This is a genomic window from Pseudomonas putida, from assembly GCF_028682395.1.
GTDB classification, from domain to species: Bacteria; Pseudomonadota; Gammaproteobacteria; order Pseudomonadales; family Pseudomonadaceae; genus Aquipseudomonas; species Aquipseudomonas putida_AB.
Map to the genome: position 1 here is coordinate 63,576 of NZ_JANHLC010000006.1, position 23,813 is coordinate 87,388.

Consider the following 23,813-nt stretch of genomic DNA (forward strand, 5'->3'; position numbering starts at 1 on the left):
GATCAGCGTTGCGTACGGGGCATGCCAAGGCCGAACTGGGCGATCAGCTCGCGCTGGATTTCATTGGTGCCGCCGCCGAAGGTCAGGGTGACCGAAGCGCGCACTTCGTATTCCAGGTCGCCCTGCAACAAGGCGGCTGCCGAGCCGCTGCGCAGCGCGCCGTTGGCACCGACAATGGCGCTCAGGCGGCGCAAAATCTCGATGGCCGACTCCGAGCCATAGACCTTGGTGGTCGAAGCCAGCGCCACGTCCATGCGCTCGAGTTCCAGGTCGGCGGCAATGCGCAGGTTGATCAGCCGCATGGCTTCCAGGCGCGCATAACACTCGGCCAGGGAGGTGCGGACCCAGCCCTTGTCCATCGCCCGGCGGCCCTGTTCGTCGGCCGCGCGGGCCCACAGGTAGACCCGGCGAAACAACCCGACGACCTTGTCCGACCAGGACCCCAGCCCCAGGCGTTCGTGGTTGAGTTGGGCAGTAATCAGCTTCCAGCCACCGTGCAACTCGCCCACCAGCATCTCCCGGGGCACCCGCACATTGTCGTAATAGGTGGCCGCGGTCGGGTTGCTGGTGGTCGGGATCAGCGTGCTGGAAAAGCCCGGGGCCTGGGTATCGAGAATCAGGATCGAGATGCCCTTGTGCCGGGTCTGGCCCGGATCGGTGCGCGCGGCCAGCCAGATGAAATCCGCCGACTCCGCGCCCGAGGTCCAGAGCTTGTTGCCGTTGACCACGAAGTCGTCGCCGTCCAGCCGCGCACTGGTCTTGAGTACCGCCAGGTCGCTGCCGGCATCGGGTTCCGAATAGCCGATGGCGAACATGATTTCACCGGCGGCGATCCCTGGCAGAAAACGCTCTTTCTGCAACGCGCTGCCATGGGCCATCAAGGCCGGGCCGACGGTGCTGATGGTCACGAACGGCAGCGGCGCGCCGGCGATATTCGCCTCTTCGAAAAAGATCAGTTGCTCGGTGGCGGCATAGCCCTGGCCGCCATGGGCCTTGGGCCAGCCGACCGCCAGCCAGCCGTCGCGCCCCATCTGGCGGATGGTCTGGCGAAACAGCTCGCCGCCTTCCTGGCCGCGCAATTGCTCACGCAGTTGCGGCGTCATCAGGTTCTGGAAATAGTCGCGCACCTTATGGCGCAGGGCATGCTGTTCAGGCGTCAGATCAACGAACATAGGTCGCTCCTTAGGCCGCGCCGAGAATCAGGCCACTGGTAGGCACACCGGTACCGGCGGTGACCAGCACGTTTTCCACTGCCGGTACCTGGTTCACCGCCGTGCCGCGCACCTGGCGCACCGCTTCGGCCACACCGTTCATACCGTGGATATAAGCCTCGCCCAACTGCCCGCCGTGGGTGTTGATCGGCAACTTGCCGCCACGGGCATGGTGCCCGGCGCGGATAAAGTCCTTGGCGCCACCGCGTTCGACAAAGCCGAACTCTTCCAACTGCGGCAGCACGAACGGGGTGAAGTGGTCGTAAATCACCGCGGTCTGGAACGCCTCCGGGCCCAGGCCCGATTGGCGATACAGTTCGCGGGCGACCACGCCCATTTCCGGCAGGCCGGTAATGTCTTCGCGGTAATACGAGGTCATGATCTGCTGCCCGCTGGCAATGCCCTGGGAGCCGGCCTTGATCATCACGGGTGTCTGGCGCAGGTCCCGGGCACGTTCGGCAGAGGTGATCACCATCGCCACCGCGCCATCGGACTCCTGGCAGCAGTCGAGCAGGTGCAGCGGCTCGCAGATCCAGCGTGAAGCCTGGTGTTCTTCCAGGGTGATCGGCTTGCCATAGAAAAACGCATTGGGGTTGGTCGCGGCAAAATCGCGCACCGCCACGGCCACGCGGCCAAAGTCCTCGGAGGTGGCGCCGTAGGTGTGCATATAGCGCTGGGCAAACATCCCAACCCAGGCCGCCGGCGTGTGAAAGCCGTGGGGCATGTACCAGCCGTAATTGACGTTCTCGAAAATCGGCGTCGAGGCAAAACCGTAGGTGCCGGTGCCGAAGCGATACCAGGAACGCTCGTTCATGGCGCGATACACCACCACCACCTTGGCCACGCCGGTGGCCACGGCCATGGCCGCATGCATTACCGGGCCACAGGCCGCGCCGCCGCCATGGGGCACCTGGGAGAAGAACTTGACGTCCTTGCAGCCCAACAGCCGGGCCATTTCATATTCCGGCACCTTGTCCACGGAGTAGGAGCTGAAGCCTTCGACCTCGCTGGGATCGATACCGGCATCCTGCAACGCGCTCAGGGTCGCTTCGAGGGCCAAGCGCAGCTCGGTGCGCCCGGAGTTCTTGGAAAATTCGGTGGCGCCCAGCCCGACAATCGCGGCGCGCCCGGAAATCGACGAATCACTCATCTGTTGTGTCTCCCGCTATCAGGGCAGAACCAGCGCGACCGTACCGGTCACGTGGTTGCCCATGGAATTTTTGCCGCTGAGGGTGACTTCCACCGTGCGGGTGTCGGCGTCATGGCCCGTGACCTGGCCGTTGAAGGTCATGCAGTCGCCGGGGTAGTTGGGCGCGCCCAGCTTGATTTTCAGCGAGACGAACTGTGCCAGCGGGCCGGCCCAGCCTTCGACGAAACGCTGCACCAGGCCATTGGTGGTCAGGATGTTCATGAAGATATGGGGCGAGCCGAGCTCGCGGGCCGCGTCCAGGTCGTGATGGCCGGGAAAGTAGTCACGGGTCGCAATGGCGCCACCGGTGACCAGGCCGACCGTGATCGGGATCGCCAGCTCCGGCAGTGCTTCGCCGGGGCGTACGTCGTCAAAGCGCTTGGTGTTCTTCAAGGTCATATTTCCATCCCAGCTTGTCGTTATCGCTCAGCCAGTCGCCGAGACGTTCCAGGCTTGCCGCCGAACCACCCAGGGCCAGCGCCAGGGCACGGCTCCAGTAGAGAAAACGGTGGATCGGGTACGTCAGGTCGACGCCGATACCGCCATGCACATGCTGTGCGTTGTGGCCAATCCGGTGCCCCGCCTCACACGCCAGGTAGGCCGTGGCCAGGGCCTCGGACGGCGCGGGCAGGCCGGCATCGAGCCGGTAGCACAGTTGCCAGAGGTTGCTGCGCAGCGCCTCCAAGGCGATATGGGCATCAGCCATGCTCATCTGCACGGCCTGGAAGCTGCCGATCCGCCGTTCGAATTGCAGGCGCTCGCTGACATAGGCCACGGTGCGCCGGGTCTGCTCGGCGCTGACCCCCAGTTGTAGGGCCGCCAGGGCGGCAATGGCCCGCGGTTCCAGCCAGGCCAGGGCGGCCTCGGGTAGCAGGCAATCGCCCTCGACGCACACCGCCTTGAGTTGCAGATCCGCGACGGCTTCGCCATGGGTCAGCACGCCCGGTACCCGGGTGATGCCAGCGGCGTGCAGGTCCAGCATCAACAGGCGCGGCTGGCCATCGACCGCGGCCAGCACCAGCGCCGCCCGGGCCTGTTGCCCCAAGGCGAGTGCCGCGACCCGACCCTCGAGGCGCCAGCCCTGGCCCTCAGCCGTAGCCTGCAATTCAATGCCATGGGCCGCTACCAGCCCGTCGAGGGACAGGCTCAACAGCCCCTCGGCGCTCGCTGCCTGGCTCGCCCAGTCAGCGCCTCGGGCGCCGCCGAACAGAGTCAGGGTCGCGGCCGCCAGTTGGTGACGCCACAGCGGTACCTGTCCCAGGCTACGGCCCTGGGCCTGCAACACCAGCATCAGTTCGGTCATGCCCAACCCGCTGCCGCCCTGCTCCTCGGGAATGGCCAGGGCGTGCAGCCCCGTCTCCACGCACAGGTTCCAGAGCTCGCTCATCATCGGCTCGCCTCGGCTGTCCCACTGGCGCATGAATTCATCGTCGCAATGGTCGACAAACAGGCTGTCAGCCATCTGCTCGATGGCCCGCTGGTCTTCGTTAAATTCAAAGTCCATGGTCGCTCCTTACTCGTCGGCGAGGCGGAACAGCGGCAAGGTCAGGGCCTCGTCGAAGGTCTGGAACTCGACCTGCAGGCGCTGGCCGATCTGCAACTGATCGCGCTCGACGCCCACCAGGCCGGCGATCAGGCGGACGCCCTCCTCCAGTTCGATCAGGCCAATCGGATTCGGGTGATCGAACGGCGCCACCACCGGGTAATGCATCACCACAAACGAATAGAGACTGCCGCGCCCGCTGGCCGCGACCGTGTCCCAGTCGAAGCTGTGGCACTCGATGCAGACCGGTGCCGGCGGATGGCGCAGGGTCGCGCAGGTCGTACAGCGTTGGATCAGCAACTGCCCCTGGGCACAGCCTTCCCAGAAGAAGCGCGTGTCATCACTGATCCCCGGTTGTGGCCGCTTGACCGTCGCGGGTGCTTGCGTCGGCGCCTCGGCTGCCGCCGCACGCACGGCCGGACGGAACTTGAAGACCCGAAACAGCAACTGGCCGACCGCCTCGTCGTGACCACCGGGCTTCTCGACAAAATGGCTCATCACCAGAGTGACGAAAAACCCGGTGCCCAGGCCCGTGGTCTTCTCCTCGCCCACCGACTCCAGGCGAGTGGTGTAGTAGAGCTTTTCGCCCAGGCGCAGGGGCCGGGTAAAACTCAGCTCGGAATTGACTGCGACCACCGCGGCATAGCCGTACTGCTCGATCAGCTTGAGCACTTCATAAGGGTTTTCGGCGGTGGAACCCTGTGGGTAGTTATTGGCGTGAAAGCCCTCCAGGGTCCACACCTGCAACATCGCCGGCGGCGCGATCAGGCCTTCGTGGACCGTGGCCAGGGCCTGGGCAGGATCGGTGTAGAGCGGGTTGTCGACGCCCATGATCTCGCACCACTGGCGGATCATCGGTGCATTGACCTCGTCCCAGGCATACACGCGACCGTATTCGCGCCCCACTAGGGCGCGCACGTTGGATAGCAATTGTGGATCAGCCAAAGTCGTCTCCTGCATGTTGAGGGCCGCGCCCGAACCCCGGGCACCGCCAAAGGTCGATCAGTTGGGCAGGGTCTGCGCAGCACCGAGAAAAGCCGGACGCTCGCCACCGCCATGCAGCAGCAGGTTGCAGCCGCTGGCGTAACCGGCCAGCGGCGAAGCGATGTACAGGCAGGCGTTGCCGATATCGTGCGCCACCGCCATGCGCCCGGCCGGAATGCCCGCCGCGACCGCTGCGATGCCAGCCTCACTGCCGTAATGCAGATGGGCCTGCTCGGTCAGCACCAGCCCCGGGCTGACCGCCACCACCCGCACCCGTGGCGCCCACTCCACCGCCAGCGACTGCACCAGCGCCAGCACGCCGGCCTTGGCCGCGCCATAGGCCGCGGTGCCGGGCGATGCGCGCAGGGCGCTGATGCTGCCGATAAACACGATGCAGCCGCCCTCATCCTGCTGCTGCATCAGCCGGTTGGCCTGCTGGGCGACATTGAGCGGGGCAATCAGGTTGAGACGGATAATGCCTTCGTGAAAACGCGGCGATGCCGTGGCCGCTTCCGCCGCTGGGCTGCCACCGGCGTTGTTGATCAGCACATCGAGACGGCCGTAGTCGCGCTCGATGGTGTCGAACAGTGCGGCCAGCGAATCGAGGTCGCGGACATCGCAGGGAATAAACGCCGCACGGGCCTCACCCACACGGGGCAATTGCTCAGGTTCCGTGCGCCCGCAGACAATCACCCGTGCCTGGGCCGCCAGGAAATCCAGCGCGATTCCTGCGCCTATCCCCTTGGTGCCGCCGGTGACAAGCACCACCTTGCCGCTGTAATCCAGCCCCGTGTGCTGACCCATAATGCGCTCCTGAAATGGACTGACAGGCTGCACTCTAGGGACAAAACCACGGCCATTCTTCGTCTGAACGGACGATGAATCGCGATCCGGCGAACGTGACACTGGCGCTCATTTACCCGACACGTCACGCATGAGGAAGGCCATGTCCGAACACACTCCGCCCACGGTTCTGCTGGAGCATCCGCTGCCCGGCGTGGCGCTGTTGCGGCTTAATCGCCCGCAGGCCTCCAATGCCCTGAGCCTGGAATTGCAGGCGCTGCTGTCACAGTACTTTCGTGAACTGGGCGAGAACCCCGAGGTGCGTTGCATCCTGCTGACCGGCGGCGACAAAGTGTTTGCCGCCGGGGGCGATATCAACAGCATGGCCGGGGTCGGCCCCATCGAGATTACCCAGCGCCATACCGAACGCGTCTGGGGCCCGATCCAGCAGTGTCCGAAACCGGTGATCGCGGCGGTCTGCGGCTATGCCTACGGCGGCGGCTGCGAACTGGCGATGCATGCCGACCTGATCGTGGCCGGACGCAGCGCACGCTTCTGCCAGCCGGAAATCCGCATCGGCATCATGCCCGGCATCGGCGGCACCCAGCGGCTGGTGCGGGCGGTGGGCAAGGTCAAGGCCATGCGCATGGCGCTGACCGGACAGCCGATCAGCGCGGAAGAAGCCTGGGTAGCAGGGTTGGTCAGCGACCTGGTCGACGACGACCAGGTCCAGGCCCAGGCACTGGAACTGGCGCGGGTGATCGCGGCCATGCCGGCACTGGCGGCCGAACAGATCAAGGAAGTAATCCTGAGCGGTATGGATGGGCCGCTGGAGACCGGTCTGGCCCTGGAGCGCAAGGCCAATGCCCTGCTGTTCGCCTCACGCGACCAAAAAGAAGGCATGCAGGCGTTTATCGAAAAACGTCCGGCACAGTTTGAAGGGCGTTAAGGCTCGAATCCGTAGTAATCAAAGGACCTGAAACCTGCGGGAGCGAGCACGCTCGCTCCCGCAAGACCATCGGGCCGCGCCTAGATACTCATCACCAGTTGCCCGCCATCGACGCGCAACTCCACGCCGTTGATCGCGCGGGATTCGTCACTGGCCAGGAACAACACACTGGCCGCCACATCTTCGGGCAGGCACATGCGGTGCATCGGATCGCTGTCGATCGTCAGGCGCGTCGGGTCGACGCCCGGCGGATACGAAGCCAGGGTCATGGGCGTCAACACACCGTCCGGGTGCAGGGTGTTGCAGCGGATCCGATACTTGCGCCGCCGACACAGCACCGCCACCGATCGCGACAACGCCGCCACCGCGCCTTTCGAAGCGCTGTAGGCGGGAAAATCTTCGCGCCCGGCCAATGCCGCCACCGAGGACATATTGATAATCGAACCGCCAGCGCCTTCCTTCATCAACGCCAACCCTTCGCGACACCCCAGGAAGACACTGTCGGCGTTGATGCGCAACATCTTCTGCCAGTCGTGCAGGCTGGTCTCTTCCACCGTGCCGCTCTGCAGGATGCCGGCATTGTTGAGCAGGATATCCAGCCGGCCATGGCGTTCGCGCAGGCCGGCCATCACGCGCTGCCAATCCGCTTCGCTGCTGGCGTCATGGCGGACAAAACTGGCCGCCGGGCCCAGCTCGCGCGCGAGGGCCTGCCCGGCTTCGTCATCGATATCGCTGATCACGACCTGGGCGCCTTCAGCCACCAGCAAACAGGCGCTGGCCCGGCCGATACCACTGGCGCCACCGGTCACCAGGGCGACCTTACCTTGTACACGTGCGACCATCTTGAGCTCCTTGAAGCGGGTTACGAGGCCGTTACCGCAACGTTGGGGTGCGGCTGGGAAAGCGCCTGGTCCTGCACGATGGCCGCTCCGGCGCGACGCCCGGAAAACACGCAATCGGCCAAAGACAGGCCACTGATATACAAGTGCGATGGAATGCCCAGCGCACTGCGGCCAGCCGCATACAGCCCGGCAATCGGCCGCCCCTGGGGATCGAGCGCGGCGCCACTGGTTTCGTCTACCTTCAAGCCGCCCAGGGTCAGGGCCCCCAGCGGAAAGATCGGGTTGGTCACGGAAATATCGCAGGCATAGAACGGCCCCCGGTCCAGGACCTGGCGGCTGCCCATGGACTTGCCAAAGGGCTCCAGGGCCTCGCCCCGGGCTGCCGCATTGGCGGCGCGCAGGGACTCGCGCAACTGCCGCGGATTCATTCCCGCCACACGGGCCAGGTCCTCCGGGCTACGCCCCTTGCGCACCTTGAACAGCATCAGCGCCAGGGCCGGCACACTCTGGAACCACCAATAGCCGCCAAACAGCGCCTGGAAAATCGCCTTCTTGCGCAACCGTGCATCCAGGACCAGCCAGGCCTTGCCGCCCTGCTCCTCCATCAATGGCTGGCCCAGGGTCGCGCCATAGACCTCCTCGTTGCAAAAGCGCTGGCCTTCGCGGTTGACCACAATGCCCTTGGGCCAGCTCAGCGGCGGATTGATAAAGCGCCAGGCCGATACCCGTTCCAGGCCCTGAGCCTTGGCACCGGCGCTCAGGCCCAGGCGCAGGCCGCTGCCATCGCAACCGGTGGCGCCCACCTTGAAGTTGCGGCGAAACTTGGGCGCATGCTGGTTGAGCAGCTCGCGATTGAAGATAAAACCGCCGGTGCTGAGGATCACCCCCTGGCGCGCACGCACCAACCTGGGCCGGGCGAAATCCCGCTCCAGTTGGCTGACCCGCAGGCGCAGCTTGTCGCAGTAGGCCGGGGCAACGTTCTGCCAGGCCTCGGCCCGCGCCGCCCACTTGGCATGTAGCTTGGCCTGTTCGCTGCCCGCCGGCAGACACCACAGTTCGGCGCCGATCACCCGCCCCGTTCCGTCGAGAACCAGACGCCTGGCCGCCGCCTGTACCAGCGGGCGGACCCCGGCGCGCAGGCAGGCGGCCTTGAGATGGGCATACAACACCGCCCCGCACTGGCCCTTGCCCACCGTGCGATGCCCGCGGGGCGCCGGAGGCAGACGGTCCGTGTGGGACGGCACTAGTTCGTTGCCGGAGTAGTAAAGGAAGTAGCCATCGGAAGGATAGGAGGTCTTGCCCCCCGGCGGCATCCGATGGCCATAAGGCGCACCATGGCTTTCGAGCCATTGCAGGTTGGCCACGCTGTTGTCGCAGAAGCGCCGCAGCGTGGCATCCGCAACCACGCCCTGGGTCTCGTGCTTCAGGTAGTCGAACATCGCCTCGGGGCTGTCATTGAAACCGGCCGCCTGCTGGTGGCGGGTCCCGCCACCGGCATAGACCACCCCGCCGCTCTTGGCACTGGCACCGCCGCCGGTAAAACGGTCGGCCACCAGCACATCGGCGCCGCCGGCCCGGGCTTCGAGGGCCGCACAGGCCCCCGCCGCCCCCCAGCCCAACACCAACACATCGCAGTGCTCCTGCCACTGCAACGCGTCGCTGTCGGTGACCCGCAGCGGTTCGAGAATCTCGGTGCAGGTACTGTCCCTGCCAGCCTGGGCACTCATGCCTTGGCCCCGCGCTGGCTGGCCAGGTGATTGGCGGCGACATAGCCAAAGGTCAACGCCGGCCCCAGGGTGCCGCCCGCACCAGGGTAGCTGGTGCCCATAACCGACGCCGCGCAGTTGCCGATGGCGTAGAGCCCGGCAATCGGCTCACCGCTGTCGCGCACCACCTGGGCGTGTTCATTGGTCAACAGCCCGCCCTTGGTGCCAATATCCCCGGCATCGAGGCGCATGGCGTAGTACGGGCCCTTGCGCAAGGGCGCCAGGCACGGGTTGGGCTTGATATTGCTGTCGCCGTAATAGCGGTCGAAGACATTGCCGCCCCGGGCGAAGTCCAGGTCCACGCCGGTACGCGCATACTCGTTGACCTTGGTCACAGTGTCCTGCAAGCCCGCCGCATCGACGCCGATCTGCTGCGCCAGCGCCTGCAAGCTATCAGCCTTCCAGTACAGGTTGTTGAGCCACTCCTTGCGCAGGCGGCTGTCGGGCATGACCTGGGCCGGCATCAGCGGGCCCATGGCGTAGTTGAAGCGAAAATGCCCGTCGAAAATCACCCAGGCCGGCACCGACTGCCCTCCCGAGCGTTGATTGTCGCGGTACATGGCATCGACGAACTCCAGGTACGGCGCTGCTTCGTTGACGAAGCGCGCGCCGCGCCCGTTGACCACGATAGCACCGGGGAACGCGCGCTCGGCAAAGATGCCGCGGGGCTTTTCTTCTCCCGGTACGGCGATGGTCGGTGCCCACCAGGCCCAGTCCATCAGGGCCGTGGCCGCGCCTTCGCTCATCCCGGCCTCCAGGGCGGCACCGGTGTTATTGCCCGGTGGCGTAGCACTCCAGGCCATCCGCGTCGGCTGCGGCAGGTAACGCTCGCGCAACGCCTGGTTCTGTTCGAAACCACCGGAGCCGAAGATCACCCCGTGAGTCGCTTCCAGGCGCACTTCGCGTCCGTCGCGCACCACGGTCACACCGGTCACCCGGCCCTGCTCGCTGTGCAACTGGCGAAAATCGCTGTTGAGCCACAGCGGTACATTGCGATCCATCAGCGAGCGGCGCAGCGCGGCCACCAGGGAACTGCCCAGGGCGGCCAGGCGGTCGTACTTGCTCTTGCGGCGCCATTTGAAATCGACTTTGTAGCGCAGCATCAGGCCCATGATCAGTAGACGCCAGCCAAAGCTGCGGGCCATGACTTTGTGCGCATGGCGCGCGGTCCAGGCAATGCGGCCCATCAGCAGGGTCGACGGCGAGGGCTTGCGCAGGTTGTCCAGCTCCGCGCCCAGCAGGCTGGTGTCGAACAGCTCCGGGTCCAGAGTGCGCCCGCCCGGCAGGGAGCCGGCCATGTCAGGGTAGTAATCCGGGTACTTTTGCGCCACGGCATAACGCACGTGGCTGGTGTCGGTCAGGGCCTTGATCATCTTCGGCGCATTGCGCAGGTAGGCCAGCAGCCGCGCTTCGTCGACATGCGCGCCAGCCGCATTCTTGAGGTACTGCAACGCCAGCGCGAAGCTGTCATTGCCGCCCTTCGCGGCAAAATAGTGGTTGTTGGGGATCCAGATGCCCCCACCGGAAATGGCCGAGGTGCCGCCGTACTTGTCGCTTTTTTCCACGATCAGCACGCTGAAACCCTGGTCGGCGAGGAAGATCGCCGAGGCCATTGCACCTGCACCCGAGCCGACGACGATCACGTCGTAGCGGGTTTGAGACTGAACTTGAGCCGTCATTGTTGTTATGCCATTAGCTGAGGTCAGAGAAAGCCCGCCAACGATGCCCTGCGCCCGCCAGCGGTGTGCAGGTCATGATCGGGGCTGGGGCAACCCGGCTCATCGTCAAAGCGGACTAGAGCCGAGGCCTGCGCACGCCGGGCGCGTTGCAGGCCGCACGCAAGCTCAGAGCACGGCGCGCCGGGCGGCCCAGGGGCGGTCCTGTTCGAGCTGGCTGGCCAGGCGCAGCAACACGTCTTCGCCGCCCAGGCGGGCGGTGAACATCATGCCCACCGGCAGGCCGGTGTCGCTCCAGCCCAGGGGCAGGGAAATCGCCGGCTGGCCGCTGACATTGGCCAGCACGGTAAAACCGGCGCTGCCCATGGCGTGCTGGGCATAGCTGTCCCAGGGCTGGTCGAGCGACAACAGGCCCAGGGCCGGTGTCAGGTTGGCGGTAACCGGCGAGAGCAGCACATCGAAACGCGTGAACTGCTGCTCCATCAACGCGCCGATGCGCTCGAACGACTGACGCGCGCGGTACAGGCCATCGGCGCTGGTTTTCTGCCCGCGTTCGAGCACCACCCGGGTGACCTTCTCCAGGTCCTCGGACCCGGCATCGCGGCCCAGGGTTTTCTCGCGGTCGTGCACCAGGCTGAGCAACGCCGTACCGACCACCGCACCATGGGCGCCGAACAATTCGCGCGGATCCACGGTCAGCGTCACTTCCTCGACTTCATGGCCCAGGCCCAGCAGTTGCTTGAGGGTCTGTTCCAGGGTCGCGGCAACGGCCGGGTCCAGGGCCGCGCCGGTCAGGGACTGGCGCACCAGGCCCACTCGCAGCTTGCCCGGCCCACGGCTGATTTCTTCGGCATAGGGGCGCGCCAACGGCTCGCTCCAATAGGGGCTAGCGGCCTCACGGCCCTGACCGGCGTCGAGAAACAGCGCCATATCGCGCACACTGCGCGACACCACATTGCCCACGCTGGCGCCAAACCAGCCTTCGAAATGCCCCGGCCCGCTGGGGGTGCGATAGCGCGTGGGCTTGAGGCCGACCAGCCCGCAATAGGATGCCGGGATCCGGATCGAACCGCCGCCATCGGTGGCATGGGCCACCGGCACGATACCCGCGGCCACCGCGGCCGCCGCGCCACCGGAGGAACCGCCGGCGCTCATGGCCAGGTTCCACGGGTTGCGGGTCTGGCCCCAAAGCAGCGATTCGGTGGTGGTGGTCAGGCCGAACTCCGGGCAGGTGGTTTTGCCGAACGGCACCGCCCCGGCCTGCTGGTAACGCGCGATCAGGGTGCTGGTCTGGGCCGCGGGTGGCGCATCCTTGAACAGCCGGCTGCCATTGCTGGTCGAGGTGCCCTGCAGGTAACTGTTGAGGTCCTTTACCAGGATCGGCACCCCGGCCAGGCTGCCCTGGCTCGCCGCACCGGCACTGCGCCGCTGGGCCAGCAAGGTCTGGGCATACGCGTCGTGGCGCATATTGACCGCCTGGACCCTGGGGTTGACCAGATCGCAGCGCGCCATGGCGGCAACCAACAGGTCTTCGCCAGTCAACTCGCCGGCCCGCACCGCCCGAGCCATGTCCCAGGCATCCATGGCCTGGTAGTCGCTGGCCGAAATACCGGCAGCACGCGCCTCGGCAAAGCGCCCAAGCAGACCGACGCCAGCGGCCAGGGCCCCGGCCTTGAGCACGCTGCGCCGAGGCCAGCCAGCGGGTTGTTCAACCTGGGAAGTGGACAGGACATCAGTGGGATGATCGGTGGTTTTCATATGGCTATTTGCACCCTGGGTCATTGAGGCCGCCCCTGCAAGGCACGGCCTTTGGTGATGGTTGTGAGTGGGTAAAGCGCTTGTAGCAGGCCCATCGCGCGGGAACATCTCACGCATCAGGCGACGCTGAATCGCGCCGACAACTCGTTCAGCGAGCTGGCCAGGCGCTCCAGGTCGGCGGCGGCGATGGCACTGCGTCCGGCATTGGCCGACAGCTCACCGGTGCCACGGGACACACTCTCGACCCGCTCGACGATTTCGCGCGTGACCAGCACCTGCTCCTGGATCACCGTGGCGATATGGTCGACGCTGCGGATCACTTCCTCGGTGCCACCACGGATCTGCGCCATCGAGGCACCGGCATCGTGGGCCAGGCTAACCCCGCCCTGCACCCGGTGCACGGCGCGTTCCATGCCACCGGCCACGGCGCGGGTGCCTTCCTGAATCCGTTGCACGGTGATATCGATTTCGCCAATCGAGCGGGCGGTGCGCTGGGCCAGCAGCCGGACTTCATCGGCCACCACGGCGAAGCCACGGCCCTGTTCGCCCGCGCGCGCCGCTTCGATGGCGGCATTGAGGGCCAGGAGATTGGTCTGCTCGGCCACGCTGCGAATCACGCCGAGCACGCTGCTGATGTCGCCGGAAAACACTTCAAGTTCGCGGATATGCCCGGCGGTGTCACTGATCACTTCGCTGATCCGGTTCATCTCTTGCGCCATATCGCGGATCACCCCTTCGCTCTTGCCCGAGCGACCGCCCGCCTGCTGGGTGATCTGACGCGAGACGCCGGCATGGTTCTCGACTTCGCCAATCGAACCGGACAATTGTTCCACCGCGCTGGAAATACCGCGCACCGCATCGGCCTGGGTCTGCGCCGCCGAAGACGCCTCGGCGGCCGCACCCGCCATGGACTGGGCTTCGCAGCTGACCCGCTGCACCAGCTCGCGCATCTGCGAGATCAAGCCATGGAGGCCGTCACGCATGGCGACGATATCGCGCAGCATCAACGCAAACTCATCGCCACCACGAACCACGATGGTCCGCGACAGGTCGCCATCGGCAATCGCACGCACACTCTCGGCAGCCTGGGCAAAAGCCTTTTTCAGCCGGCGCAGGGTCGAATACGCCGTCACGCTGCCGGCCAGCACCCCGAGCACCGCCAGGGCCAGATAGAGTGCCACGGCGCGCTGATAACGTTGCTGGGCCGCCTGGTAGGCCCGGGCCGCCGCCTCTTTCTGAAACGCCTGCAACGTCCCCAGGGCCACCCCGGCGGCTTCGCCCTCGGGCTCGGCCATGCGCAGAAAGGAAATAATTCCGGACAAGCGATAGTCCCCGGCGCGCAGCGATTCGAGGAGGATCGCCAACTCTTCGCTCCAGCCCTGAAAATGCCCGGTAAAGGTCTCCAGAGCCTGCTGCTCCTCGGGAGCCAGGGCGCGCTGGCGAAGGCTTTCCAGCCGTTGGCCGATCACGGCATTGTTGGCCTCGATCTCCTTGAGCACGACTTCGACCTCGCGATCGAAGGCCGCCACCAGCGGCCCTTCCGGATCGTGCAGAACGGCGACCAGCGCCCGCCGCCGACTGTCATCCAGGCGATGCTGGATTTCGCCGAACTGCAACAGGGTCGCCAGATTGTCTTCGTTCACGGCCTTCAGGCTTTCGCGGGCCTGGTACAGGCCGTACCAGCCGAAGCCGACCGCGACGATAAACAACAGCGTGGCCAACAACGCCCAGAACCACAGGCGCTGGGCAATGGTGATTGCCTTGAACATGGTGAGCACAAGCCTCGCGCACGGGCCGGGGCGCCAAGCGCCACCGGCCGGATGGGATCAGTCGGAAGTGACCATGGCCTGCATGGCCGCCAGGTAATGCTCGCCATACGGCGGCAGCAGGCCCCACTCACGACGCGGGTCCTGGGCCGGGGCCTTGAACACGGTGCGCATATGGCTGAACTCAAGAAAGCCCTCCCGGCCGTGGTAATGGCCCATGCCCGAAGCGCCCACACCGCCGAACGGTGCGTCGTGCATGGCCGCGTGCATCATCACGTCATTGATCGTCACCCCGCCGGACAGGGTGCGGCTCAGCACCTCGTGCTGCTCCTCCGGGTCCTCGCCGAAGTAGTAGAGCGCCAGGGGCCGTGGACGGCTGTTGATATCGTCGATGGCCTGGGCCACTTGCTCATAAGTCAGCACCACCATGGCCGGGCCGAAGATTTCCTGCTGCATGATCTGGCTGTCCCGGGGCGGATTGACCACCACCCGCAGCGGCCGACGCCGGTCCTCGGTCGCCGTGCCCGGGTCCTCGGGCAGGCTTTCGACCCGCGCACCCAACTGGCGAGCCTGCTCGATATAGCCCTCGACCCGTTCCAGATGGCGCTGATTGACCACCGCCACCACGTCCGGATTGCCGCTCACCGATGGATTCAACTCGGTATAGGCCGTGCGCAGCGCCGTCATAAAGGCTTCCAACTGCGCCCGCGGCACATAGACCAGATCGGGGTTGATACAGATCTGCCCGCCATTGGTGGCCTTGCCGACGGCGATGCTGAACGCCGCCTTGTGCAGGTCGGCACTGCGCGACACGAACACCGGCGACTTGCCGCCCAGTTCCAGGGTCAGGGGCACCAGATGCTGCGCCGCATTGCTCATTACCGAACGGGCGACATCGGTGCTGCCGGTAAACACCAGATGATCGAAGGGCTGGCAGGTAAAGGCCTGGCCCAGCGCCATATCGCCGGTCACCACAGCCACCTCCAGCGGATCGAAGCTCGCCGTGGCCAGTTCGTGGATCAGTGCTGCGGTGCGCGGCACCACTTCCGAAGGTTTGAGAATCGCCCGGTTGCCCGCCGCCAGCGCATAGGCCAGGGGACTGAACAAGGTAAACAGCGGGGCGTTCCAGGTGCCGATAATGCCCACCGAGCCCTTGGGCTGGTGCATGACCCAGGCCTTGGCGCCGAGCAGGTCATAGGGCGGGAATGGCTGGCGCGGCTCGTCCTGCATCCAGTCTTCCAGGTGATCGCGGGCATGCTTGAGCGAGGCCAGGGAGCCGAGCACGTCGTTCATCAGCGAGAAGCCCTGGGGCCGGCCACCGAAATCCGCGTCCATGGCCTCGGTCAGCGCTGCATGGTGGGCCACCAGCCAGTCGATGACCCGCTGGATCCGCGCCCGGCGCTCGACGGCGCTGACCGTCCCGGCACCATTGAAGGCGGCCTTTTGCCTGGATAACAGGTCCGACAGCTGTTGTACGGATGACGTCGCTGCACTCATTCGTGTCCCCTCGCTCACTGGTGCTGGTTGGCTGGCCCGGGAATCCGCTGTTCGCCGCGTTTCCCGATGCCCCGACACTAGTCTCGTCAGGGACCGCGCACATGGTCCGATCGGACGAGGATCGAGCAAAAGCGTTAGTCCGTTAAGACGATGTACGCCGTGGCCTGCAGCCCAATACTAGGTGCACGAAATCCCACTCCATGAGGCCCGTCATGGCTATGCAAAACACCAGCTTCGACCCCCAGGCTTTCCGCGCCGCGCTCGGGACCTTCACCACCGGGGTCACGATCATTACCACCCAGGCCGAGGACGGCTCGCCGGTGGGCATCACGGCCAACAGTTTCAACTCGGTCTCGCTCAACCCGCCGTTGGTGCTCTGGAGCCTGGCGAAGAACGCCCGCAGCCTGCCGGTCTTCAGCAGCGGCCGGCACTGGAACGTGCACGTGCTGTCCACCGAGCAGGAAACCCTGTCCGGGCGCTTTGCCCGCCAGGGCGAGGACAAGTTTGCCGAAGTGGTGCTCGACAACGGCGTCAGCGAAGCCCCGCTGCTGCAGGACTGCACGGCCCGCTTCCAGTGCCGCACCGCGTTTCAGTACGAGGGCGGCGACCATGTGATCTTCGTCGGCGAAGTGCTCGCTTTCGACCACAGTGATCGTGCGCCCCTGGCCTTCCAGAGCGGCGACTATGCCCTGGCGACCCGCAAGCCGCGCAGCGAACTGCGCCTGGCCACCACGCCACCGCCGCCGGAATGCAGCTACACCGAGGACTTGCTCGGTTACCTGCTGGGCCGCGCCCATTACCAGTGCCTCGATGCCCTGAGCCGACTGCTGAGCAACCAGCAGTTGGACGAACATGCGTTTTTTATCCTGTCGGTGCTGTGCATCCGCGACAACCTGAGCCTGGACGAGATCAATACCTTCGTCAGCTACACCGGCCATGAAGTCACGCTGGCCAGCATGCGCTTCCTGGAGCGCCAGCAATTGGTCGCTATCGAAGGCGAAACCGAGCGCCTGCGCTTTGTGCTCACTGCCGACGGACGCGAAGCCTCATTGCAACAACTGGCCCTGGCCAAGGCCGTGGAAGAAAGCATTTCAAGCAAGCTCGGCGCCAGTGATGCCCAGGCGCTCAAGGTCCTGCTCAAGCGCCTGATCGCCGTCACCGACCCCGGCCTGCCCGACCTCTGGGCGCCGCGTTGAACGCGGCGTTACCCTCCACCCAGGTCGGCTGGCGCAGCCATGGCCTGCTGATGCTGCTGGCGGTGGTGTTTGCCGACAACTTCGTCGGCCGCCAGATCCTGGCGGTGATGATCGAGCCGGTCAAAGCCGAGTTCGGTGTGGGCGATACCGCCATGGGGCTGATTTCCGGCCTGGCCTTTGCCGCGGTCTACGCGGTGCTCGCCCTGCCGGCCGGGCGCCTGGCCGACCGCATGCCGCGGACCCGCCTGCTGGCACTGTCCTGCCTGCTATGGGCCCTGGCGACCATGGCCTGCGGCCTGGCGGGTAGCTTTGTGGTGCTGGCCATTGCGCGGATGCTGGTGGCCGTGAGCGAGTCCCCAACCACCTCGGCCTCGCTGTCGCTGATCGCCGACCTGTACCCACCGCAACGGCGCTCCTTTGCCATCAGTTGCTTTACCGCCGCGCCGACGTTTTCCTCGATTATCGGCCTGAGCATCGGCGCCTGGGTGGTCGAGCAATACGGCTGGCGCAGCGGTTTTATCGCCATTGGCCTGCCGGCACTACTGTTCAGCAGCCTGCTGGGGTTTGTGGCCAAAGATCCCGTGCGCGGGCGCTGGGACCTGAAACCCGCGCAACCGGCGCCGGTACGCCATAGCCTGATGCGCGAGGCACGCCAGCTCTGGGCCCTGCCGGCCTATCGCTGCCTGATCCTGGCGGGAGGGCTGACCACCCTGGGCTCGTATGCCGTCGGGATGTGGAACACCAGCTTTTTGGTGCGCTCCCATGGCCTATCACTGCAACATGCCGGGATCCTCGCCGGGGTGATCTGCGGCACTGCCGCAGGCTTTGGCGGGTTGTTCGCCGGCTGGCTAAGCGACCGCCTGACCCCGCGCAATGCCCATTGGCAAATCGCGATCCCGATCATTGGGCATTTAACCGCCATCAGCGCCCTGACTACCTACCTACTGTGGCCGGCCACGCTGCTTGGCGCTCTCGCCGATGTGCCCGTCCCGACGGCGATGCTCTGGTGTGCGCTGTACAGCTTTTTTGCGGTGTGGTGGGTAGCGCCCTCCTACAACCTGGTCACTCAACTGGTCCCGGCCAGCCGCCGAGGCACGGCCATGGCGTTGCAGACTCTTATCAGCACCGTGCTGGGGATTGGCGTCGGCCCGTTGCTGACCGGGCTGTTCAGCGACCTGCTGCAACCGCTGTTCGGCGTAGAGTCGCTGCGCTATGCCCTGCTGCTGGTCAGCCTGCCGGTGCTGGGCTCGGTGTTCCTGCTGTTTCGCACCTACCGCCATGCCGCGCCTGCGGGGTACGCCCCTGCCGGGGCTAGTGGCTGATCATCCAGGGCCGGCCCGCGGGCTTGCCCTTGAGCGCATGGGGGTTGGTCTTGCTCGGGGCCAGCGGCTTGCTCGGCCCGCAACAACCACAGCCCTTGGGGTGGCGGCGACTTTCGGCGTACTGTTCGACGGTCTTGGGGGCATGGGCGCTGCGCTCATTGATCTCGATGCCACGGCGGGTATTGCCGGCCATGGTGGCCAGCGCCGGGGCCGAGAGGATCACGCGCCGGGTCGGGCCGGCGCAGTGCGGGCACGCGCACGGTTCATCGCGCCGGGCCATCGGCCGTAGCACAGTGAAGTCGCCACAGTGTTCACAGTCGTATTCATAGATAGGCATATCGGCTCCTGTATGCACGGGTGGCGCCGAGCGCAATCGCCCGGCGCACGGACCGCCTATTTGTCCTGGGCAATCGGCAAATCGATGCTGCCATCGAGAAAGCGTGTCGGCCCGTTGGCATTGGGGTTGATATCGAACTCGAAGATTTCGGTCGGCAGCCACAGGGTCGCGCAGGCATTGGGAATATCCACCACGCCGCTGATATGCCCCTGCACCGGTGCCGACCCCAGCAGCGCATAGCCCTGGGCTGGCGAGTAACCGAACTTGGTCAGGTAGTTGATGGCGTTCAGGCAGGCCTGGCGGTAGGCAACATTGACGTCCAGGTAATGCTGCTGGCCGTTCTCGTCCACCGAGATACCTTCGAAGATCAGGTAGTTGTTATAGTTGGGCACGATGGGGCTGGGCTTGAACACCGGATTCTTGATCCCGTACTTGGCCATGCCGCCCTTGATCAGCTCGACCTTCATATGCACCCAGCCGGCCATTTCGATCGCCCCGCAAAACGTGATCTCGCCGTCGCCCTGGCTAAAGTGCAAATCGCCCACCGACAGCCCGGCACCGTCGACATACACCGGGAAAAACACCTTGGAGCCCCGGGACAAGTCCTTGATATCGCAGTTGCCGCCATGTTCGCGCGGCGGCACGGTGCGGGCGCCCGTGGCGGCAGCGCGATCACGGGCCTCGCCCTTGAGCTTGCCCATGTGGGCGGTAGCCGCCAGCGGCGGGTTGGCCAGTGGCGGCACACGGTGTGGATCGGTGTCGATCAGTTCCTGCTCACGCTTGTTCCAGTCCGCGAGCATCTTGTGGTCCGGCAGGCAGCCGATCAGGCCGGGGTGGATCAGACCGGCGAAATTGACCCCGGGAATATGTCGGGAGCTGGTGAACATGCCCTTGAAATCCCAGATGGCCTTTTGCGCCAGCGGGAAGTGATCGGTCAGGAAGCCACCGCCATTCTGTTTCGAGAAAAAGCCGTTGAAGCCCCAGAGCGAATCGGCCCGGGCACCGATATCCAGCAGGTCGACCACCAGCAGGTCACCCGGCTCGGCGCCGTGCACGCCGACCGGCCCGGACAGGTAATGCACGGTCGACAGGTCGACATCGCGTACATCGCTGGCATCGTCATTATTCTTGATCGCACCGGCGGTCCAGTCATAGGTTTCGAGGATAAAGTCCTCGCCCGGCTTGACCCAGCAGGCCATCGGGATATCCGGGTGCCAGCGGTTGTGGACCTGTTCGTTTTCAGTCACGGGCTGGTTGAGATCGACTTTGATCAGCGTTTCGGTCATGGCAAGACTCCTGAACCTTGAGGGAGATAAGTCGGCACTGCGCCGGGGTTGAAAGCAGTGTCAGCGCGATCGGGCGCTGGGCAAATACGTTGGATGACGTAGCCGTGCCTCACACCGAGAGGTAGCGGCTGATGGTCGCCTCATCGACATTGGCGCGGCTTTCCTCGACCACGAACCGGCCCTTCTCGATCACCAGGAAGCGGTCGGCAATCTCCAGGGTGAACGACAGCACCTGCTCGGAGACCACGATGGTCAGATTGCGCAGGCTGCGGATCTCCTTGAGGGTGCGGGCGATGTCTTTGATGATCGACGGCTGGATGCCTTCGGTGGGCTCGTCCAGCAGCAGCACCTTGGGGTTGGTCGCCAGTGCCCGGGCAATCGCCAGTTGCTGTTGCTGCCCGCCGGAAAGGTTGCCGCCCTTGCGCGAGCGCATGTCGTAGAGCACCGGGAACAGCGCGTAGAGATCTTCCGGCACCTGGCCCCGGGCCGAGGCCGGCAGGCCAGTCTGGATATTTTCCAGCACACTCATGCCGGGAAAGATCATCCGGCCCTGGGGTACATAGGCCATGCCGTGCTCCACCCGGGCATGGGTTGGCAGGTGGCTGACTTCCACCGCGTCGACACTGATCGTCCCGCCCCAGGCGGGCAGCACGCCCATCAGGCTTTTGAACAGGGTGCTTTTGCCCATGCCGTTGCGGCCCATCACCGCGACGATTTCGCACTTCGCCACGTTCAGGTCGAGGTCGTGCAGGATCTGGCTCTGGGCATACCCGGATGCCAGCTGGCGGATAGTGAACATGCGGCGCTCCTTAGTGGCCCAGATAAACTTCGATGACTTTCGGGTTGCTCTGCACCGACTCCATGCTGCCTTCGGCCAGGACCTTGCCCTGGTGCAGCACGGTGACCTTGTGGGCGATGCTCTTGACGAACTCCATATCGTGCTCGATCACCAGGACCGACCGGCCCTGACAGATCCGCTGCAACAGCGCGGCGGTCTGGGTCCGTTCGCTGACGCTCATGCCGGCGACCGGCTCGTCGAGCATCAACAGGTCAGGGTCCTGCATCAGCAGCATGCCGATCTCCAGCCACTGCTTCTGGCCGTGGGACAAAAGCCCCGCCGGTTGCTGGAGCAGCTCGCTCAGAAAGATCTCGGCGGCCACCTCTTCCACCCGTTCGACCACGGCAGCAGTGCGCTTGAAAAACAGCGCGCCAAGCACGCCACGGCCTTTGGGATAGGAAATTTCCAGGTTCTCGAACACGCTGAGGTTTTCGTAGATCGACGGGTTCTGGAACTTGCGCCCAACCCCCGCCCGGACAATGTCGTACTCGGCCAGGCGGGTCAGCTCGCGGCCATCGAACTGGATACTGCCGGCGGTGGCGCGGGTCTTGCCGCAGATCAGGTCGAGCACGGTGGTCTTGCCGGCGCCATTGGGGCCGATCACCACGCGCAGCTCATTGCGGTCGATGTACAGGTTGAGGTTGTCGACCGCCTTGAAGCCGTCAAAGGACACCGTCAGGCCTTCGATGGCCAGCACCGGTTTGTTCATCTCGAAGCCCACGGCGCTCATGGCTGTACCTCCAGGGTCTTGGCGGGCTCGGACTGCGTCGCCGCAGGTGCAGGTGCAGGAATGTTCGCCAGCGGCGCACGGCGCCGGGCGAGACGCCGCAGCCAGGGGCGCACATGGCTGTCCCAAAAGCCCGCCAGGCCATTGGGGAAGTACATCACCACCACGATAAACAGGCCGCCCATCAGGTACAGCCACAGTTCGGGAAACGACTCGGAAAAATAGGTCTTGCCGTAGTTCACCAGCAGCGCGCCGTACACCGCGCCCAGCAGTGACATGCGCCCACCCACGGCAGCGAAAATCACCATTTCAATGGACGGCACGATGCCGACGAACGAGGGCGACATAAAGCCCACCTGCAAGGTGAACATCGCCCCGCCAATGGCCGAGAACACGGCTGCGACGCTGTAGACGAAGATCTTGAAGCTGGCCACGTCATAGCCGGAGAACCGCACCCGTTCTTCCTTATCGCGCATGGCCATGAGCAGACGGCCGAGCTTGGACGCGAGGATGAACTTGCCGATCACGATGCAACCCAGCAGCAAGGCCGCGTTGATGAAATACAGCACCAGCTTGGCGCTGTCGTCGCGGATATCCCAACCGAGCAGGGTCTTGAGATCCGTGATGCCGTTGACCCCGCCGGTCAGCCCCTGCTGACCGACAATCAGCACCGTGAGGATTAACGCAATGGCCTGGGTCACGATGGAGAAATACACATCGCCCACCCGGCGCTTGAACATCGCCAGGCCGATCACCACCGCCAACAGGGCCGGCACCGCGATCACCGCCAGCAGGGTAAAGCCAAAGCTCTGGAACGGGATCCACAAGGCCGGCAGTTCAGTGATCTGGTTCCAGTCCATAAAGTCCGGAATCCCCGGGGTCGACTGGATGGCGGTGCTTTGCGGGTCCGAGGCTTCGAGCTTGAGAAACATCGCCATGCAGTAGCCGCCAAGGCCGAAAAACACGCCCTGGCCCAGGCTGAGAATACCGCCATAGCCCCAGCAGAGTACCAAGCCGACCGCGACGAAGGCGTAGGTCAGGTATTTGCCGATCATGCCCAGGCGCAGGGCATCCAGGCTGAGGGGAAACACCACCAGGATCAGCAGCGCGAGCAGCGCCAGACCCAGCGTGCCCTGGCGACCGCCGAGCAATTTATCGAGAGCATTCATAGGGCAGCCTCTACTTGCGGACTTTGCTGGTGAACAGGCCCTGGGGGCGCAGCATCAGGATCAGAATCACGGCGCTGAGTGTCAGCACCTTGGCCATGGAGCCGCTCATGAAGAACTCCGAGACCGATTGCGTCTGGGCGATGGCGAAGGCCGAGGCGATCGTGCCGAACAGGCTCTGCGCGCCACCGAACACCACCACCAGGAAGGTGTCGACGATGTACAGCGAACCGGCCGTGGGTCCGGTCGAGCCGATGGTGGTAAAGGCGGCGCCGGCCACCCCGGCAATGCCGCAGCCGAGGGCGAAGGTCATGCGGTCGACCTTGCGGGTGTTGATCCCCACCGCGCGGCTCATCATCCGGTTCTGCACCGTGGCACGGACCTGCAGGCCCCAGCGCGAGCGGTACAGCAGCACGAAGACCGCGCCGGTCATCAGCACCGTCAGGGCCATGGTGAACACCCCGTTGCGCGGGATATCAATGGCGTCACTCAGGCTGAACGAGCCCATCAACCACTCCGGTGGCGTGGCGCTGACTTCACGGGCGCCGAAGATCGAGCGAAAGCCCTGCTGCATGAACAACGACAGGCCCCAGGTGGCCAGCAGCGTGTCCAGCGGGCGGTTGTACAGTCGGCTGATCATGGCCCACTCGACCAGCCAGCCGACGGCGCCGGCGACCACGAACGACAAGGCGATGGCAAAGAAAAAATAGTACGGCTGCAAGGCCGGGAAATAGTCGAGGGTCAGGCTGGACAGCAGGTAGGTGGTATAGGCACCGATGGTGAGAAACTCGCCATGGGCCATGTTGATCACCCCCATCTGCCCGAAAATGATCGCCAGCCCCAGGGCCATCAGCAGCAGTACGCAGAACACGGAAAGCCCGTTGAACCCCTGCATGGCCGCGATGGCTCCAAACTCCGATAGCCATTCCATGATGATGGTCTCCAGGTAAAGGAAAAAAGGTACGGCAACCTCAATG

Annotated in this window: 21 protein-coding genes; 3 read left to right on the forward strand and 18 right to left on the reverse strand. The window is 65.1% G+C overall.

The features are described 5' to 3' along the window. Positions 1-2: 2 nt before the first annotated feature. Genes NPS46_RS15695 through NPS46_RS15720 form a run of 6 tightly spaced genes read right to left on the reverse strand, consistent with a single transcriptional unit; the run spans position 3 to position 5,731 of the window. A complete protein-coding gene (locus NPS46_RS15695; RefSeq protein ID WP_274108654.1) occupies positions 3-1,172 on the reverse strand; it encodes an acyl-CoA dehydrogenase family protein in 1,170 nt (389 codons plus the stop codon). A gap of 10 nt (positions 1,173-1,182) precedes the next feature. After that, a complete protein-coding gene (locus tag NPS46_RS15700; RefSeq protein WP_274108656.1) occupies positions 1,183-2,361 on the reverse strand; it encodes a lipid-transfer protein in 1,179 nt (392 codons plus the stop codon). Positions 2,362-2,379: 18 nt separating this feature from the next. Next, the gene (locus tag NPS46_RS15705; protein WP_274108658.1) at positions 2,380-2,799 is read right to left on the reverse strand and encodes a MaoC family dehydratase; all 420 of its coding nucleotides are present in this window, start codon (positions 2,797-2,799) and stop codon (positions 2,380-2,382) included. Next, the gene (locus NPS46_RS15710; RefSeq protein ID WP_274108660.1) at positions 2,771-3,904 is read right to left on the reverse strand and encodes an acyl-CoA dehydrogenase family protein; all 1,134 of its coding nucleotides are present in this window, start codon (positions 3,902-3,904) and stop codon (positions 2,771-2,773) included. Before NPS46_RS15710 ends, NPS46_RS15705 begins: the two co-directional genes overlap by 29 nt. Before the next feature lie 9 nt (positions 3,905-3,913). Further along, positions 3,914-4,888, reverse strand: a complete 975-nt coding sequence (locus tag NPS46_RS15715; protein WP_274108662.1) for a bifunctional MaoC family dehydratase N-terminal/OB-fold nucleic acid binding domain-containing protein — start codon at positions 4,886-4,888, stop codon at positions 3,914-3,916. 57 nt (positions 4,889-4,945) lie between these two features. Next, a complete protein-coding gene (locus NPS46_RS15720; RefSeq protein ID WP_274108663.1) occupies positions 4,946-5,731 on the reverse strand; it encodes an SDR family oxidoreductase in 786 nt (261 codons plus the stop codon). 142 nt (positions 5,732-5,873) lie between these two features. On the opposite strand from NPS46_RS15720, the gene NPS46_RS15725 reads away from it, so the two are divergent. Next, a complete protein-coding gene (locus NPS46_RS15725; RefSeq protein WP_274108664.1) occupies positions 5,874-6,659 on the forward strand; it encodes an enoyl-CoA hydratase in 786 nt (261 codons plus the stop codon). 80 nt (positions 6,660-6,739) lie between these two features. On the opposite strand, the gene NPS46_RS15730 is transcribed toward NPS46_RS15725, so the two are convergent. The 6 genes from NPS46_RS15730 to NPS46_RS15755 all read right to left on the reverse strand — a co-directional run bounded on the left by NPS46_RS15730 (position 6,740) and on the right by NPS46_RS15755 (position 15,982). Next, positions 6,740-7,501, reverse strand: a complete 762-nt coding sequence (locus NPS46_RS15730; RefSeq protein ID WP_274108665.1) for an SDR family oxidoreductase — start codon at positions 7,499-7,501, stop codon at positions 6,740-6,742. A gap of 20 nt (positions 7,502-7,521) precedes the next feature. Then, positions 7,522-9,228 (reverse strand): FAD-binding protein, encoded by a 1,707-nt coding sequence (locus NPS46_RS15735; RefSeq protein WP_274108666.1) that lies wholly within the window; start codon positions 9,226-9,228, stop codon positions 7,522-7,524. Beyond that, entirely contained in the window at positions 9,225-10,946 is a 1,722-nt protein-coding gene (locus NPS46_RS15740; protein ID WP_274108667.1) for an FAD-binding protein, read from the reverse strand. Before NPS46_RS15740 ends, NPS46_RS15735 begins: the two co-directional genes overlap by 4 nt. Positions 10,947-11,111: 165 nt before the next feature. Continuing rightward, positions 11,112-12,701, reverse strand: coding sequence for an amidase (locus NPS46_RS15745; protein WP_274109054.1), 1,590 nt, complete (start codon positions 12,699-12,701; stop codon positions 11,112-11,114). Positions 12,702-12,817: 116 nt separating this feature from the next. Then, on the reverse strand, positions 12,818-14,470 hold the full coding sequence (locus NPS46_RS15750) for a methyl-accepting chemotaxis protein (protein WP_274108668.1): 1,653 nt from the start codon (positions 14,468-14,470) through the stop codon (positions 12,818-12,820). Between the two features lie 57 nt (positions 14,471-14,527). Further along, positions 14,528-15,982 (reverse strand): coniferyl aldehyde dehydrogenase, encoded by a 1,455-nt coding sequence (locus NPS46_RS15755; protein ID WP_274108670.1) that lies wholly within the window; start codon positions 15,980-15,982, stop codon positions 14,528-14,530. A gap of 194 nt (positions 15,983-16,176) precedes the next feature. On the opposite strand from NPS46_RS15755, the gene NPS46_RS15760 reads away from it, so the two are divergent. Together NPS46_RS15760 and NPS46_RS15765 are read left to right on the forward strand one after the other, a co-directional pair. After that, a complete protein-coding gene (locus tag NPS46_RS15760; RefSeq protein WP_274108672.1) occupies positions 16,177-17,160 on the forward strand; it encodes a flavin reductase family protein in 984 nt (327 codons plus the stop codon). A gap of 50 nt (positions 17,161-17,210) precedes the next feature. Next, entirely contained in the window at positions 17,211-18,482 is a 1,272-nt protein-coding gene (locus NPS46_RS15765; RefSeq protein ID WP_274109056.1) for a spinster family MFS transporter, read from the forward strand. On the opposite strand, the gene NPS46_RS15770 is transcribed toward NPS46_RS15765, so the two are convergent. From NPS46_RS15770 to urtB, 6 genes are all read right to left on the reverse strand, one after another. After that, positions 18,472-18,819, reverse strand: a complete 348-nt coding sequence (locus NPS46_RS15770; RefSeq protein WP_274108674.1) for an FmdB family zinc ribbon protein — start codon at positions 18,817-18,819, stop codon at positions 18,472-18,474. The genes NPS46_RS15765 and NPS46_RS15770 overlap by 11 nt on opposite strands. A 56-nt stretch (positions 18,820-18,875) precedes the next feature. Then, on the reverse strand, positions 18,876-20,105 hold the full coding sequence (gene fmdA / locus NPS46_RS15775; RefSeq protein ID WP_274108676.1) for a formamidase: 1,230 nt from the start codon (positions 20,103-20,105) through the stop codon (positions 18,876-18,878). Between the two features lie 109 nt (positions 20,106-20,214). Further along, positions 20,215-20,904 carry an urea ABC transporter ATP-binding subunit UrtE gene (gene urtE / locus NPS46_RS15780; RefSeq protein WP_274108677.1) on the reverse strand — a complete coding sequence of 230 codons (690 nt, stop codon included), beginning with the start codon at positions 20,902-20,904 and terminating at the stop codon, positions 20,215-20,217. Between the two features lie 10 nt (positions 20,905-20,914). Then, positions 20,915-21,673 (reverse strand): urea ABC transporter ATP-binding protein UrtD, encoded by a 759-nt coding sequence (gene urtD / locus NPS46_RS15785; protein ID WP_274108679.1) that lies wholly within the window; start codon positions 21,671-21,673, stop codon positions 20,915-20,917. Continuing rightward, a complete protein-coding gene (gene urtC, locus NPS46_RS15790; protein ID WP_274108681.1) occupies positions 21,670-22,839 on the reverse strand; it encodes an urea ABC transporter permease subunit UrtC in 1,170 nt (389 codons plus the stop codon). Before urtC ends, urtD begins: the two co-directional genes overlap by 4 nt. 10 nt (positions 22,840-22,849) lie before the next feature. After that, a complete protein-coding gene (gene urtB, locus NPS46_RS15795) occupies positions 22,850-23,767 on the reverse strand; it encodes an urea ABC transporter permease subunit UrtB (RefSeq protein WP_274108682.1) in 918 nt (305 codons plus the stop codon). Positions 23,768-23,813 lie beyond the last annotated feature (46 nt).